We start from the raw sequence: 16416 nt of genomic DNA on the forward strand, positions 1-16416 counted from the left end.
GTTTTAGTATTGTTTGAGCTGCAAGTAAATTGAATGTAGATAGTAGTTAAATCCGCTTTACTATCTGCTGTTGATTAGATTCTCTTGATGGCAAGACTATCGAGGTAAGCCTGTGGGTTTTCTGGGTCAAAGGTTTTGCCATCAAAAAACTTCTCTACGCCTCGAGATGTACTAGTGGGAATATCGGCATCAAAGCCTGCTTCCTTGGCGGCTTCCCTCCACAAATCTTCCCGATTGACTTGATCAATAATTTGCTTGGCCTGGTCAATATCTTTGATCTTTCCATCATGGAAGCCCCAGCGCAGCGTTTCTGTGAGAAACCAGAGGTCGTGACTCTTGTAGGGATAGGATACGTTACCAATGTCGTCCTTCCAATACAGTGGTCCCATTTTGAAGTCATTAATGGCGGGTTGACCGTCACCCATTTCATAGTTGCCTTGATAAGGGGGGGTCAACACTGCTACAGGTACATTGAAGTAGTTGCGCTGAGCACAGATTTGAACCAATTCCTCGCGGTTTTCTGGCTTGTCGCACCACTGCTGCGCTTCCATGAGTCCTTTTAATAGCGCTTTGGTGGCTTTGGGATGTTTTTCTACCCAGTCGGCGCGGATGGCTAAGTACTCTTCTGGATGGAATTTCCAGATTTGGGCGGTTAGTGCTGCCATGTGGCCAATCTTATCGGCGACGATGCGGTAAGGCCAAGGATCCCCCGTACTGAAGGCATCCATTGTTCCATTGCGCATCCCTTGGACTGTTTCTGCTGGGGGTACTGCTAGTAGATCAATATCACTATCGGGATCAATGCCGCCTGCGGCAAACCAATAGCGAATCCAGAAGTCTTGGTTCACATTGGGAAAGGTGTGGGCGGCTTTAAACTTTCTGCCATTGCTAGATTGAAAGCCTTTGATATAGTCGGCTGCATTGGAAATGTCTAAATTCAGCCCTTTGCCTTGGTGTATTTGAGCAACTGCAACGCCATTTCCATTAGTAATTAACTGAGCTAGGACGAACATGGGAACTTTTTGCCCATTGGTGATGATGCCTTCGCTAATCAGATGAGGCATCGGCATCTGCCACTGACCCCCATCAATGCCACCTCCCTGAGATCCAATCACCACGTTGTCCCGTGCGGAGGCCCAGTTTGCTTGCTTAGAAACATCAACTTCCGTCATGCCGTACTTGGCAAAGAAGCCTTTTTCTCGACCAATTACCATTGCCGCTGCTTCGACAATAGGGATATATCCCAGTTTGATTTGAGTCGTTTCTGGTGCATCTGCTGGATTGATGTTGGCAACAGGAGTTTGTTGAGTTTCACTAGGAGCATTAGTAGTATCAGGAGGATTACCTAAGCAGCCTTTGAGCAACACAGAACTAGCGGCAGATGCTCCAGCGGTAAGTAAAAATTTCCGTCTAGAAAATTGGCTTGAAAATCCAACCATAAAATCTCCTCATGTTAATGCACAAGTTTTTTGCAGGGAATTCTAAGCAATAGAAACGCTAGTTTCTTGCTTTTCTACAATCAAGTTGATTCTCTAAATAGTTGTCTATCTTCAGCTAATTGGTAACAAAATCAAACGGTTGTGTTGACCGCCTTTGTCAAGAAATTGCTGAAAAATAAAGTCGCATTTGTTATCCTCAGTAAAGCTGGGTGGAAGCTGATAAAAGCGTAAAATCGATGTTGGGCGCTGTTAATCTGAGATGTTGGACTGCTTTCAGCAGGATACTTAGATGCTTCCCTGGCATCCTTTAATTTGAGTTCTATTAGCTCAGCTGTTGCAGTTGAATATTTTAATTTCGTGTAAATAAGCTTATCGTTTTTTTTGGCTAAATGATTAACTCAGACATAGAATTATTAAATAAATATTAGATTGTTTATATAAGTAAAACTTACAATTGAGTGAAAACTTGATTGCAAAGTTTTATCCATAGATAAAATCTTATAGTTAACAGTGGATTGAGCTTATTGTAATCTTCTAATGTTTCTGATATGGAAAAAATGATAAATATAAGAAAGAATATCGCTTTGTTGAGTTGTGTTTGCTTATTTAAAGACGGTCATTTTTGTTAATCTAAGGAGTATAAAAGAACACAAAATACTTTCGAGTCGGAAGCTGTGCTTGGAGGTTAACTCAGCACCCTATCACCCCCAAAAGCGATCGCCCGACTAAAATCCCATCATGGGCGAGAGATATCTCTCTAGTCACAAATCTTTACAAAAAGGCAACTCAAAAGTCCCTGACAGAAGTTTCGTTTCTGATTCATTGGCTTCCGCGCTATGATAGTATCCGAGAAAAGGCATAGGCGGCTGGGTTTTCGCTAGCATTACGAGATTATTTATTTTTAGTATTAGTTAGTAGGCTTACCTCCGAACTCCAATCTCCACGCAATATAAGGTTCGAGAGGTCAATCATGGCAATTTATATAAGTAACCCATCATCCGAGGTTACAGAGGTTGAGCAGAACTCCTCGCAGCACAACTAGGTTGTCAAATAAAAATTCAACAGACTTCCCACCCCTGAGGATAAGATAAGGGAAATCCCCTGTCGAGTCTTTTTTGGCTCAATTATGGTTGTTTACCCAACTATTGAAATATGAAACTAGAGTGTGAGGATACTTAATGACCCAAGTGGTTCCCGGTGAAAGTGAGCATTTAGAATCCGTTCTACGTCGGTTTAAGCGAAAAGTTTCCGGGGCTGGAATTTTTGCCGACATGAAAAAGAATCGCCATTTTGAAACGCCAGCGCAAAAACGCAAGCGTAAAGAAATTGCAAGACACAAGGAACGTCGCAGGCTTCGCAACCGTAGAAGAGGGGCATAATTAAACAGGGCTTGTGTGCTGCTTTGAAAGTCATCTCTTGCCGTATAGTGAACCGACATAGCCTGAGTTCGACCTAAGCGCGATCCCTAGAGAGCCTCTAGACTGAGAACTGGCGTGAGCGAACAACAGATAAGGGACTTTCTTTAGTTGTAGGTACAGGGAAAATTGCTAGGAAGAGGGTTTTCTTCTACCTTGCTCTCTCCCCTGCTTTTTCCCCCAGACATTCTATTCAGGTAACGCCATTACTGTCTTGCCCATAGGCTTGCCAAGCTAAGTCCACTAGTCCATTGACAATGGCTGCTGCCACTACCGCAGAGCCTTTTCTGCCCTCAATCTGAATATGAGGAATCAAAGAGTCTTTGAGCCTGGATTTGGCAACATCCACCTCGACAAATCCTGAAGGCGTTCCAATTACCAATGCTGGTCTAATTTCATCAGCCTCAATTAACTCTACCAGCGCTGTTAGAGCAGTCTGAGATTCGCCAACTACAAAAATCCCTTCTGGGTAGCGTCTGGCTAGAGTTTCGATACCCCAAGCCGCTCGTGTTTTTTCTTTTTGGGGCCGTGTTAGAGTTTCCATACTGCAATAGACCGGATTAGCAAAGGTGTCTTGGATATGGGGGCTGATGCCCACTTGTACCATAGGTACATCTACCACAATGGTGCTGCGAGCAGCTAAAGCAGCTGCCCCACTCTGTAAAGCACGCTCAGAAAAACAAATTAGATGACGATACTCAAAGTCAGCTGTTGCATAGATCACTCGACGCACAATTTCATATTCTGCCGCTGAAAAGGAATGATTTCCGATTTCGCGGTCAATAATTGCCAGACTTTGGGCATCAGTTACATGCCATTCCATCTAGACCTCCGAAAGGGTAACCCCGTTGATGCCCTCCCTTCACTAAAAGCGATGTACTTATAGCTAAGGATTCCCAAATTTATGCTGAAGCTTGCTACTCAGCCTTATTAGTATAGGAAAGATTTACTACCAAACTCAGAATACAAGCAAAAGAAGCTGCCGCGATTGAAATATAATCTGGGCAGCTACTTTTTTGGGGATTTTGTTGGGCAAATGAGATTTTCAGGTTTCAGAATTAGCAGATTCACCAATAACTGGTGACAAATAAGCTACGAGTGCTCCCAGGAGAAACCCGATAATATTGCGAAATAGGGGTAACCACTCAGCCGTTCTGGTTACTACTGGCCCAATGCCAAAGGCGATGAACAGAATGCCCCACAAAGGGGAGAAGATTAAAGCCCACTGCCAAGCGAAGATTTGACCACTTTTGCGGGGGACAGCGGCTAATCCAAAGACTGCGCCACCTAACACGGAAGTAATGAAGGTGAGAATCCACTGCTCTCTAGGAAGACCAGGAACAACCTTGCAACCACCCTGATTTAGACAAGTCTCAATAGTTTTTAAGGCATCAACAATAGATTGGTTTTCACCATTTTCCCGTACGTAGTAGAGGTTGCCAAAACGAGTCTGCAATTCAACCCAAAAGGTGCGAGGCAGGAATTGGTAAAGATCATCACCGACGTTAAAGCCAAGTAAATTACCGCCTCTGGAATCAGCAATCAGTAAAACACTTTGATCATTGAGTTTCCAGAAGTCTTTGACTGCTCTACCAGGTGTACGGTCAAATTGAGTTAACACCCGCAGCTTCCAGCCAGTTTCGGCTTCAAAATTTGTCAAATCTTGGACGAGGGTTTCTTCCTGAAGATTTGGTAGGAAATTAGCCAGGTCAATCACTGGCGTTTGGACGTCGGGTAAAAGCTCTGGATTGTCGTAAGCGTAAGCAGCTGGCGCGATCATCCAAACTGAAAATGCCAGAAAAAACCCTGCCAGAGATAATAAAAGTCGTTTTGGAAAAAAATTCTGCATCGTGATTTATGAAGCAATCTCAACTGAGGGATGTTTTAAACAAAGGCTAATGTAAAACTAATAATTTCTTTACACTTGTTTACTTTAATCTAATTTTGCTGCCTTTCGCAAAGTATGTGGCAGAATAATTAAGTGATAATACCTAAAATAGATTCAAAAGGAAAGAGCTCCAATAGAGTCTTGAAGTAGTAAAACTAATAATCAGAGCCGATATCGGTTGACTCTGAATCCCTATACTGCCTTGATGGCAAAGAATCGCCTGGAATTTCTTGATAAGAGGTAGGGAAATTAATACCCTCAGCTTCATTGCTGGCGGCACTGTATGCCTGGTAACCACTCTCTTCTAGTGATGCTTCCCCCATCTGACTCGCTGTTGGACGCACACGCTCTCCCAGAGACTTGCTTTGAGACGATGGTAGTCTCTCAAGAGAGCGGCGTCCTATTGAGGTTGAGGGACGGTTCCAGGTTTTCCAGGCAGCTTTAATACCTGCAACTACACTGCGAGTATTGGTCTGCAAATTCTTCGCCTGGTTTTGGGTGTTGTTAATACCTTGATCAACTTTTTTTGCCACCTGACTAGCGCTTTTAACACCCTGACTGACATCATCTGTAAGGTTAGTGATTTCTAAACCTGTCAGGCGAATTGTTTCCAGGGTGGGTGGCAACTCTCGGTTGAGAGTATCGGCTAACTTTTCTAAACTACGAGCCGCCCTTGCTAGCTCCTGCAAGACAGGCAAAGCTGCCACCAGTACAGCGGTTAAACTGACTGCTACCAGCAGTATAGATAGTCCTAGCCAAAATAGTGGATCAATCACCAATAGACCGCCTACAGCTTTTGGTCGCTAATGGATGGGCCTGACTCGACACTCACTTCAGATCTAGGTTTTTTAAGTTCCATACCTTCCCGTTCGGAAGCCTCAATACCAGCAGCGATCGCTTCCCGCAGCCTGCTGAGTGTTCCCTCCCAGTTACGTAGTGCGGATTCTGAAAGGCGGTCTGCTTGCATTTGTACACTGGCAGATAGATCTTCTGCTAATTCTGGTAGGGCATCTGCTGATTTTTTTAACAATTTCCGTGTATCCCGACCAGGGCGTGGGGCAATCATTAAACCAACGATAGTTCCGACGGCGCTGCCCAAGAAAAGCCCACCAATAAATGATCCAGCACTTTTTTTTGACATCTTTTGGTCTCTATCCCTACACCAATTCTAAGCAGATTTGCTCCAAGCGTACTAACGAAAGATACCTGAATGACATAGGGAGTTTACTCTCTTAACTGGTTATTAACCACTAAAGTGTTGTAACTATCAAAGATAGCGATCGCTACGTCCGGTTTCAGCAATTTTAGCGTTCTTGTGCAATGGCTTAGCACTGCGGTATTTCTGTTTGCCCTTATTTTTCTCAAAGGTTAACCTGAGAGAAGAGCGCATTACTAGAGAGCGCCAAACTCCTTGTGCTAAACCCAACAGTATCAAAACCTGCTTAATTTTTTGTAGCTGAAGCTCCAATTGCTGAGAACGCTCCCTTAGCCCGTGGATCCCCGACTGCCTCTGGTGCACAAAATTGGGAGCCTGATGTAGTACTCTCTGGGTACTACGTTCGGCAGCTCTCAAAATATCTGCGACTGTCGCCAGTTGTCGGCGCAATTTCCAAACTCGCCAAGCCACAGACAGACATAGCAGTGAGATTAGCAGATTAATAACTATAACAACCGTCAGCATTATTTTTTAGGCATTTGCAATCAATTGCGGCATCTGACGGCATCTAATCAAAGATTAGGGTTTAGATAACCATCAGCGGACATTGGCAAACCGGGGCTGACCTGATTTAAATCCGCTACCTAATAAGATCCACTGAATAATCTTGGCAATGCCAGGAGGCGGATTTGAACCGCCGACACGAGGATTTTCAGTCCTCTGCTCTACCAACTGAGCTATCCCGGCTTACTGCTTTGAGCGCTTTAGTATTTTTGCGCCTAACTAAACTAGCAAACTTAATAGGTCTTGGCAAGTGTTAAGTTGATTAAACTTCAGATGCATAGTTTCTAAATTGGCGCAAGTCCCGCAGATCTCAGGTGTATGCTTCGTTAATCAAGGGTTTTGGCGAATTTCAGACCCGACTGTACAAACTACTAGTGCCGATCCCGTGGAGAATCTCATTAGGGAGGAAAACCTACGTCATTAATAATACATTGCCTGCTCACACTCCCCCTATTTTCCTGTCAATCATCTTTCATTAAGTTAAGACTAAGCAGGGAGATTCAGACGTTTTATTAATTGCACAGTTAATTACTAATTTTTTTTGTTCACTAAAAAACCTGAATCATTCATTTCAATTATTGGTCATTTAATACATAAGAAATATTTATAGACTAAAGATAGTTATTTTTCATATCTGCGACTACATTGGAATTAGGTGAATAATTTTCACTAACGAGATTTTCTCAATGAAATCTCGTTAGTGAAAAGAGGTTGCATTCTACCATACCTTACCTTCAGGTAAATTGATCTCTGGGTGTCTATTTCAACAATTTATAACCTTACGTGCCACCATCTCAATGACAAAAGGGTGCATAGTAACAGTACTTCGTTGATAGTTATACAAATAACTGAATTCAGGAGATAACTGTTTTTAACACGCTACTTTCTTGCTGCCCTATATCTTTAAGAGCTAGGTGGTGCAAATTTCCTATAGTATCTCAAGTTTGAATATCATCATTGGTAGCTTTGTTTCATTATTAGCTTATGAGTACCAAGCTGTAATCATCTGAGTGTTCAGGAAACTTTTACTTTAAGCATAAAGAAATTAATCATTATCAACAAAATTACTTCCTTCAACGCGTTGAAGGCGGTCAATTTCTACCGTTAGGAAATTTATTATGACACTAGAACTTATTGAAAAAAAGCTAGGCAGCAATCTAGCTCAAAAAACTGCCCCTAAACAAAAAGGCATGTTACTAGTTTTGCCTGTTCCCTTTAGGTTGAAAGGGAAGCAAATATTATGTGAATCCCAAGCTTGTAACGGATTAGAAAAGTGGGCAGATAACTTTGAATCACTTGTTGTAGCCGCACCAGTTATTCCTGAATCACTTGCTCAACAAAGCACAACTATGACTTGGTGTAGTACAGAAACTATCACCAATATCGAGCGAATTCAACTAGTTCCTCTGCCCTGGGCTTATTCGCCAGGAAAATTCATCAGTTGTTATGCTTCAGCAAGGGCATCTTTAGCAGAATTAATCGCTCGTTGCCGTTATCTTCAATTTGCCATTGGTGGATTATGGGGCGATTGGGCTGCAATTGCGGCATTGGAAGCTCGAAAACAAGGCAGAAAGTATGCTGTACACACTGATCGTGTGGAACACAAAGTAATCTTGCAATCAACTCGAAAAGCCCCGTTAAAAACCCGTGCTAAGGCAATAATTGAAGCATCTTTAATGGCTTTTTACCACAAGTTGATTATTAAAAGTTGTACACTTGGTCTCTGGCATGGTAATGACTGTTATTCAGCTTACAGTCCCTTTTGCCAGAATAATTATTCAATTCACAACATTCATACAAAACCATCAGATTGTATTGGTGAACTAGAGTTATCAGAAAAAATTCAGCGTGCTACTAGTGATCCAGTAATTCGTATATGCTATGCAGGAAGAATCGAGGAAATGAAAGCTCCATTAGACTGGGTTCGAGCCATAGGTAAAGCCAGGGACTTGGGCGTTAAACTACAAGCGACTTGGCTAGGAGATGGCAGTTTGTCAGAAAAAATGAAGGCACTGATTACTAGCCTGGATCTAGATGGGTATATAGAATTGAGTGGATTTCAGAGTGATCGAGGCAAATTGCTCAAGAAAATACGGGAGTCTCACATCATGCTTTTCACTCACGTGACTCCAGAATCACCACGCTGCCTTATTGAGTCGCTAGTTTGTGGAACACCAATTGTTGGCTATCGAACCGAGTATCCTGAAGAGCTACTTAAAGGTTTTGGTGCTGGTATGCTTGCGCCGATGAGAGACTGGCAAAAACTTGGTGAGCTTTTGGCTAATTTGTCGCAAGATAGACAAGGTTTGTCACAGATGATTAGAGAGGCAGCTATTAACGGTCAAAGATTCAATGATCAGGCAGTTTTTCGCGAGCGCAGTGAATTGATCAAAAGGCATCTCTCTTAACTGTATACGGTTATCGTTGACACTGAAGATATATCAGCAATTATCTCTTTCTTTCCTGCCTACAGCTCATATTACAATTCTTGTATTGTTTTTGTAGTCTAAGCAGATTTTTATTAAACTGAAGTAGTTAATCTGTTGATAACTACTAAAAAAGGAGCAAAAATATGACTGAGCTTGTCACTGTTAGCAGCACAACAACCCTTCAGAGAAAAAGCAAGCCAGTCACAGAGTTTTTTGAGTAAGTATTCTCTTCAAGAATCATGAAAACAAAATTCCTCTGTGAAGCTTGCCGATAACAAGCAACACCTTGAGGAAAAAATGGATTGGGAATTATTAGGCTGGGACAGTTCTTTTGCTAACAGTCCAGAAAGCGATTGGCCAGAGGGATATACCTTTGGTCGAGTTGCTCTGGAGCATAAAAACACCTACATTCTCTACACAGAACAAGGGGAGTTACCGGCAGAAGTTACGGGTAAAATGCGCTACCGAGCTTCTTTACGTCAAGATTTTCCAGCAGTAGGAGATTGGGTAGTTATTCATATCCGAGAAACGGAAAAACGAGCAACGATTCATGCTGTTTTACCTAGAAAAAGCAAATTTTCGCGGAAAACGGTAGGCACTAAAACAGAAGAACAAATCATTGCCACAAATGTCGATACAGTGTTTTTAATATCTGGATTGGATCAAGATTTCAATCTCAGAAGAATTGAACGCTATCTAATTCTGGTTTGGGAAAGCGGTGCTAATCCCGTGATTGTTTTGAACAAAGCAGACTTGTGCGATGACTTTGAGAAACGCCGAGAAGCAGTAGAATCTATTGCTTTTGGCGTGCCGATTATTGTTTTGAGTGCACTTAATAATCAAGGACTAGAAGCCTTAACTCCTTACCTGAAGAAGGGTCAAACTGTAGCCTTACTGGGATCTTCCGGAGTTGGTAAGTCTACTCTCACTAATCAATTAGCGGGTAAGGCATTGCAAGCAGTACAATCAGTGCGCCAAGGAGACGATAAAGGGCGACATACGACAACTCATCGAGAATTAGTTATTTTGCCTTCAGGTGGCTTGCTTGTTGATACTCCGGGAATGCGGGAAATCCAGATTTGGGCTAGTAATGACAGCTTAGAGGATACTTTCACCGATATCGAGGAGTTAGTTCTACAGTGTCGCTTTCATGATTGCCAACATGATGGTGAACCTGGTTGTGCAGTGCAGCAGGCTATTGAGCAAGAAACTCTAGATTACCGGCGTTTCTTGAGTTACCAAAAACTGCAAAAAGAACTTGCATATCTGGCAAGTAAACAAGACCAGAAAGCCTATGTAGATACCAAGAAACGGTGGAAAAAGATCACTAAATCTCTGCGAAAGATGAAAAAACACTAATTACGAGAATCCCCCACTAATCGGTAGATATAGCGGGGGATAATCTCAATCAGCCAGGGTGTATATTACCCAGAGCATCAAGCAACTGGGTAGTATTTAAGTTTTTAGACGAAACTAAAACTCACGACGGCATCGTTATAGTCAAGATCACCGCCATTGGGGAAATCTTCAAAAGCAAATGTGTTACTTCCTACCAAAAGGACATGATCCAGTCCGTTTAGATTAGCTTCTTGGAAAGGAAGATAAACTTCGGTGTTTTCTGGAGATGCTCCCAAACTGCCAAATTGATCATTCAAAAAACTATCTGGAGTGCTGTTGATGATTAAGTACGGTGCTAGAAGTGTCCCGCCAATTAATGGGGCTTGACCTGTGACACTTGGGTTTTTTCCCAGATCAACTCCCCAGACGCTTCGATCCAATGCCGCTTGCTGATAATTACTATCTTCTGGGGTAAGACCACTGATTGTACCGTCAAAATCATCGACCTGATACAAACCTATATACCGACTGAAGTCGGCATCGCCATTGACTGTGTAGGTGCCCGTCAGCAAACCTCCCTGAGTTAATAAATCGATCACTTCTCCTTGAGGTGAACCCTGAGATCCTGAGCCAATGGGAGCAGGTTGATCTGTTTGGGAAACTGTGATGTCAGCATCATTGAAGTTCAAGACACTTCCATTAAAAGAGGGAAAAGCAACAGATACATTATCCCCAGAGGCTTGCCCAGCTAAGACTGAATCTTTGCTACCACCTTTGACCTCGTAAAAGGCGAGTAATTGGTTACCACCAAAGCTGACTTGGCGCGCTGGGGTATTACCAACTGGTTGGTTGAGGACGGACAGAAGTGTCACTCCTCGAGAGAGGGCAGCTTCTGTATAGCCTGGAGTACCAGGTAAGAGACCATCGATACTGCCTTGCTCGTCATCAACGGTAAAATACCCGTATTCGCTCGGCGGACTAGTGGGATCTGTAGTTGGTGCTGGGGTAGCAGTAAATTGGAATTCGGCTGGCCCTTGAACGCTGAAAACGCCACTGCTGAGCTGATTGAGACCTGTAGGTGTAGGTGTCGGCGTCGGTGTAGGTGTCGGCGTCGGTGTCGGCGTCGGTGTCGGTGTCGGCGTAGTAGTGCCGTCAACTTCACCCACGATTACCGTTAAGTCACCGGTGGTTGATGCGGTGTCATTATTAGCCGTCTCAGTGGAGGTGGCGCTAACACTCAGAGTAAAGTCGGTGTCATCACCAGCAGGGGGTGTAAGAGTTAGACCATTGAGTGCCTCTGGAGTCAGCAGCCAAACGCCGCCTCCTTGGTCAGTGCCTGCACTGAGATTAGCACCGGTAGGTACACCAGCAACTGCAATAGCGAGGGCTTCTGACCCATCGGTATCAGTAAGTGCAGCAGCGATGTTCAGTGGAATGGGAGTATCAACAGCACCTGATGCTTCTCCGACGGTGAGGTTTGGTGGTTCAGCTGTGATATCCTCAGTACCGCCACCAACAGTAGTGCCAGCAGTAACGTTAATCGGCAATTGCTCAACGTCACTCTTGTCACCCTGGTCGAGGGCAGTAATCGTCAGGGTGTCTGTACCCTCAGCAGTACCTGTGTAAGTCAAGCCATCTGGGGTAGCAAGGAGAGCATTAATCTGGTCGAGAGTGCCGGTAAGATTAACGGTGCCTGTACCGTCGCCTTCTACTGTCGCGCCACCAAGATTAGCTGGGTTAACTGCCAGAGTACCGTTGCCAACAGCCAGGGTAACGGTGAGGGGATTTGCACCGGAATCGGGGTCAGCGATGCTGATACCCGTAATCGGGGAAGCAGTTGCTGTTTGCGCCTCTAGAGGTGTCGGTGTAGGAATCCCTTGGGTGAGCGAGACATCCGACAGGAGACTTTCTGAGCCAGCATTAAGAGTGAAGTCACCGAGGGAAATGGAGTTGGGACTTGCCAAGGCATTTGGCAGAGCCGGGACAAAAGTATTAGCGGGCTGAATCGGAACGGTATAGCTGCTATAGTCACGTAGGGCACCAGTTAATAGTGGAGCACCGTTGGCGGACAAGGTGTAGGTGTCACCTTGAACATCCAGATCATAGGAGCTAAAAGCTGTGGTATCGAAGGTAGCTGTTTCAGCGGCTGCAGGTACGAAGGAGGCGTTGTCAGCACCTAGTTCCTGGGCAAAGATCTGATCTTCCAAGAAACCAAATCTGATACCTTGCAGATCACTGCTGATGGCAGAGAGGCTCAAACCAACATCATCGGCTCCCTGGGTTGAGGCAAGGACTTGTTGGTTGAAACTGAGACTATATCCGGCAGTGCGATCCAGTGGAGTACTATTCTGACCGTAACCGCCATAGCTGCTCAGATCGAGGTTAGTGTTGAAGTTAGTTGCGCCAGTTACGGCATCAAATGTTTGCGTTGCTTCTGCGTTGATGCCATCGTATACCGGATTAATGACAATACCACCCGCATCAAAGGAAACCGGTGCTGTATTAAATCCAAAGTCAAATGTCTTCGGCACACCTGTTGTGGTCACTGGAATTACAGGTGGTTCAGCGCCAGTAGCTGTGCTGTTGTAGAGGGAAGTAAAGGCGGCACCGGGAAGCAGAACTGTAGGCGCAGCGTTAGGTGTACTGGGGAAAGGAGGAGGCGCAGCAGCTGGAGGCTCAGTTGTAGGAGGCTCAGTTGTAGGAGGCTCAGTTGTAGGAGGTGCCTCGCCAGTAAGGTTAATTGTTAAGTTAGTCTCCTTCGTTGCCGCACTATCGTCGGTTGTGATTGTGAGAGTGTCTGCACCAGGAGCAGTACCTGTGTAGGTCAAGCCATTAGGAGCCGCTAGAGTAGCATTAAGCTGATCCAAAGTGCCAGTTAGAGTCACGGTATTTGTACCACTACCCTCTGCCTGTGTAACACCGCCAGCAGCAGATGTGTCCACATTCACTGTGCCATTTGGAGCCTCTAGAGTAAGAGTAATCGGGGTAGTAGGGCTATCAGAACCGACGACACTCAGTCCTGTAATCGGTAAAGCTGTGCCTGTCGTTGCCTCTAAAGCAGGAGGAGTAACACCTCCTAGGGTGAGTGAGACGTCTTGCAGATTAAGTGCTGACCCGGCACTAAGAGTAAAGTCGCCAAGAGCAATAGAGTTGGGGCTTTCTAAGGCATCTGGTAGGGCTGGGACAAAGGTATTAGCCGGCTGAATGGGAATGTTATAGCTGCTGTAGTCACGCAGAGCGCCAGTTAATAGTGGAGTACCGTTGGCAGACAAGGTATAGGTGTCACCCTGAACAGCCAGATCGTAGGAGGTAAGAGCTGTGGTATCAAAGGATACCGATTCACCCGCAGCAGGAACAAAGGAAGCGCTGTCAGGACCTACTTCCTGAGCAAAAATCTGATCCTCCAAGAAACCAAATCTGATTCCTTGTAGGTCACTGCTGACCACAGCTAAACTCAAACCAACATCGTCAGTCCCTTGTGTTGAGGCAGTAACTTGTTGCGTAAAGCCGAGATTGTATCCGGTAGTGCGATCAAGTGGAGTATTATTCTGACCGTAACCGCCATAGCTGCTGGGATCAGTATTACTATTGAAAGTGGCTGCACCAGTTGCCGCATCAAGGGCTTGTGTTGCTTCTGTAGTGATACCTTGATAGACGGGAGTAATTACAGCAATACCGGCATCAAAGGAAACCGGTGCTGTATTGAATCCAAACGCAAAGCTGTCTGGAACACCTGTAGCTGTAACCGGAATGACGACTGGAGGCCCACCAGCAGTTGTGCTGTTGTAGAGGGAAGTAAATTCTGCACCGGGAAAAAGTACTGTGGGTGGAGCCATAACGTGGTTGTAAACCTCTCTTAAAGACTGTTGAAATGCCAGGGATGTTTGAATCTCGCCAGTTGAGAACTCTAGTTCCCAGTTACCACCTTGGGCGGCATTACCTGTCTTACTCGTGGAAGCTGCGACATTAGCCCCTGTCAACTGACTGAGGCGTTGCACAAAGGCAGCGCCAGTTTCACCGGCTGCTACGTTACAGCCATACAACAGGATGTCTGCTTCATCGGCTAAGGCTACTGTCCATTGCTTGAGAGTGGCTGGGTTTGGTAGCCGGGTATCTGCATACTGCTCTAGAGAAGCCATACTCAAAGTAGTGGCACCTAGATGCAAGCATCCTGGGGAACCGTGAGAAACGATGTGGAGGCTGGAGATTCCCGTACGATTTTTGAGAAATTCACTGATTTGCTCTACTCCATCCTCTGTGGAATTGAGAACAACTACCTCTGTACCCGTTGTTACTCCAGCAATCAGACTTTCGTAATCTTCAAGGTTGGAGTCAATGAAAACTAGTTCTTTTTTCTTTCTTTGCTTCGTGGGAGATGCTGCACCCACAAAGATATCCCAACTAGAGATGCCTTTTTTATATCGAATTAGTTTTTGACTTGGGGAGTAAGTTTCTATCAAACCAAGATGCACGACTTAATCTCCTTACCAACGTTTTCCAGTTGGTTTAACGATAAAAAATCGAAATGTCTACAAGTAGTGGTGACAGTGAATCAGCGAAGCTGTCGGCAAATACCTTGCATTGCCTTTTCTCCCTGTTGTCTGTACACAAAGGCTAGTTTTACTGAGCAATTTATTGAGCTTAAACTGGCAGGGTATGGCAAAAAACAAAGTAGCTAACAAATAGGGAAATTTAAGCTATGAGACTTAAGAAATTCTGTATTACTTAATACACTCGTTCTGTACTACCCCCTAAAACTAAAGTGCCGACCAAATCAAACGCACAGCATATCACATGCTTTACTCAGCTATGTATTACAGAAACTGGACAGCAGCGTATTACACAGGAAACGCACAGCAGCTTATCACATGAATCGGGAAGCTTTCTACCGTATTGGAGTAGCCTTGTTATCCTGAAAGAAGTTCCCCTACTCGGATATCCGCCCGTTAAACGATGACTGAACAAACTGCCCGCATCTGCATTCTTGGTGGAGGCTTTGGGGGGCTTTATACCGCCCTGCGCTTGAGCCAACTCCCTTGGGAAAAATCCCAACGACCAGAAATTATACTAGTTGATCAAAACGACAGGTTTTTGTTTTCGCCGTTACTTTACGAACTACTTACTGGCGAATTACAAACTTGGGAAATTGCTCCACCTTTTGAAGAACTTTTGCTAAATACAGGGGTGCGCTTTACTCAAGCGGCCGTTGCAGGCATTAATGCAGATGAGCAGCACGTATGGCTGCAAGAGGGGCAAGAATTTGCTTATAACCGTCTAGTATTAGCTCTGGGTGGAGTAACTCCCCTAGATATGGCACCAGGAGTGGCAGAGTATGCTCTGCCCTTCCGCACGATTGCTGATGCCTATCACTTGGAAGAAAGGCTGAGAATTTTGCAAGAGTCCAACACTGATAAAATTCGGGTAGCAATTGTTGGTGCTGGCTACTCTGGGGTTGAGTTGGCTTGTAAACTCTCCGAAAGACTAGGAGAGCGCGGTAGGTTGCGCTTGATTGAAATCAGCGATTCGATTCTGAAAACCTCGACCGACTTTAATCGAGAAGTAGCCCGTAAAGCCTTAGAAGATCATCAAGTCTGGATTGATTTGGAAACCAAAGTCGAGTCAGTCGAAGCAGACAAGATTTCGCTGCTGTACAAGGGATTAGTTGATACTATTCCTGTGGATGTGGTGCTCTGGACAGTGGGAACAAAAGTTTCACCCGTGGTGCAATCACTTCCTCTCAAGCAAAATCCCCGTGGTCAGCTAACCATAACCCCGACTTTACAGGTAGTGGATCATCCAGAAATCTATGCTCTAGGTGACTTAGCCCAGTGTCAAGATGCCGAAGGTCAGCAAGTTCCCAACACGGCTCAAGCTGCTATCCAACAAGCCGATTACGCCGCCTGGAATATTTGGGCTTCTTTGACGGGTCGTCCTCTACTTCCCTTCCGGTATCAGCAGTTAGGTGAGATGATGACTCTAGGCACAGACAATGCCACCTTGACGGGTTTGGGAGTAAAGCTAGATGGCTCAGTTGCTCATCTGGCGAGGCGTCTTGCTTATCTCTATCGCATGCCTACTCTAGATCATCAGCTCAAAGTGGGTCTTAATTGGATTGCTCGACCAGTACTAGATTTACTGTCTAGGAAAGGCTAGTTGCTGGTTTTTGGTGATCATTTGTCTTGTGCTA

11 protein-coding genes and 1 tRNA gene are annotated in these 16416 nt (G+C 44.8%); 4 read left to right on the forward strand and 8 right to left on the reverse strand.

Going from position 1 to position 16416, the window contains the following annotated elements:
• Positions 1 to 74 precede the first annotated feature (74 nt).
• Positions 75 to 1439 carry a CmpA/NrtA family ABC transporter substrate-binding protein gene (locus tag ACT7WV_RS21815; protein ID WP_445104896.1) on the reverse strand — a complete coding sequence of 455 codons (1365 nt, stop codon included), beginning with the start codon at positions 1437 to 1439 and terminating at the stop codon, positions 75 to 77.
• A 1178-nt stretch (positions 1440 to 2617) separates the two neighbouring features.
• On the opposite strand from ACT7WV_RS21815, the gene rpsU reads away from it, so the two are divergent.
• A complete protein-coding gene (gene rpsU / locus ACT7WV_RS21820; protein ID WP_445104897.1) occupies positions 2618 to 2818 on the forward strand; it encodes a 30S ribosomal protein S21 in 201 nt (66 codons plus the stop codon).
• 229 nt (positions 2819 to 3047) lie between these two features.
• Here the strand turns inward: rpsU and ACT7WV_RS21825 are convergent, their stop codons facing one another.
• The 6 genes from ACT7WV_RS21825 to ACT7WV_RS21850 all read right to left on the reverse strand — a co-directional run bounded on the left by ACT7WV_RS21825 (position 3048) and on the right by ACT7WV_RS21850 (position 6645).
• Entirely contained in the window at positions 3048 to 3677 is a 630-nt protein-coding gene (locus ACT7WV_RS21825; RefSeq protein WP_445104898.1) for a precorrin-8X methylmutase, read from the reverse strand.
• Positions 3678 to 3899: 222 nt separating this feature from the next.
• The gene (locus tag ACT7WV_RS21830) at positions 3900 to 4703 is read right to left on the reverse strand and encodes a TPM domain-containing protein (RefSeq protein WP_445104899.1); all 804 of its coding nucleotides are present in this window, start codon (positions 4701 to 4703) and stop codon (positions 3900 to 3902) included.
• Between the two features lie 194 nt (positions 4704 to 4897).
• Entirely contained in the window at positions 4898 to 5518 is a 621-nt protein-coding gene (locus ACT7WV_RS21835; protein WP_445104900.1) for a DUF948 domain-containing protein, read from the reverse strand.
• A gap of 11 nt (positions 5519 to 5529) precedes the next feature.
• A complete protein-coding gene (locus ACT7WV_RS21840) occupies positions 5530 to 5883 on the reverse strand; it encodes a YtxH domain-containing protein (protein WP_445104901.1) in 354 nt (117 codons plus the stop codon).
• Positions 5884 to 6009: 126 nt separating this feature from the next.
• Complete coding sequence (locus ACT7WV_RS21845) at positions 6010 to 6423, reverse strand: hypothetical protein (RefSeq protein WP_445104902.1); 414 nt, start codon at positions 6421 to 6423, stop codon at positions 6010 to 6012.
• 149 nt (positions 6424 to 6572) lie between these two features.
• Positions 6573 to 6645, reverse strand: a tRNA-Phe gene (locus ACT7WV_RS21850).
• A gap of 935 nt (positions 6646 to 7580) precedes the next feature.
• Here ACT7WV_RS21850 and ACT7WV_RS21855 point away from each other — a divergent pair.
• Both ACT7WV_RS21855 and rsgA read left to right on the forward strand, forming a co-directional pair.
• Positions 7581 to 8870 carry a glycosyltransferase gene (locus tag ACT7WV_RS21855; RefSeq protein ID WP_445104903.1) on the forward strand — a complete coding sequence of 430 codons (1290 nt, stop codon included), beginning with the start codon at positions 7581 to 7583 and terminating at the stop codon, positions 8868 to 8870.
• 318 nt (positions 8871 to 9188) lie between these two features.
• Entirely contained in the window at positions 9189 to 10250 is a 1062-nt protein-coding gene (gene rsgA, locus ACT7WV_RS21860; protein ID WP_445104904.1) for a ribosome small subunit-dependent GTPase A, read from the forward strand.
• A gap of 104 nt (positions 10251 to 10354) precedes the next feature.
• On the opposite strand, the gene ACT7WV_RS21865 is transcribed toward rsgA, so the two are convergent.
• Positions 10355 to 14701 (reverse strand): choice-of-anchor Y domain-containing protein, encoded by a 4347-nt coding sequence (locus ACT7WV_RS21865; protein WP_445104905.1) that lies wholly within the window; start codon positions 14699 to 14701, stop codon positions 10355 to 10357.
• 481 nt (positions 14702 to 15182) lie between these two features.
• Between ACT7WV_RS21865 and ACT7WV_RS21870 the strand changes: the two genes are divergently transcribed.
• A complete protein-coding gene (locus ACT7WV_RS21870) occupies positions 15183 to 16382 on the forward strand; it encodes an NAD(P)/FAD-dependent oxidoreductase (RefSeq protein WP_445104906.1) in 1200 nt (399 codons plus the stop codon).
• The last annotated feature ends 34 nt before the right edge of the window (positions 16383 to 16416 follow it).

The sequence above is a fragment of the Symploca atlantica LB2515 genome (assembly GCF_052546295.1).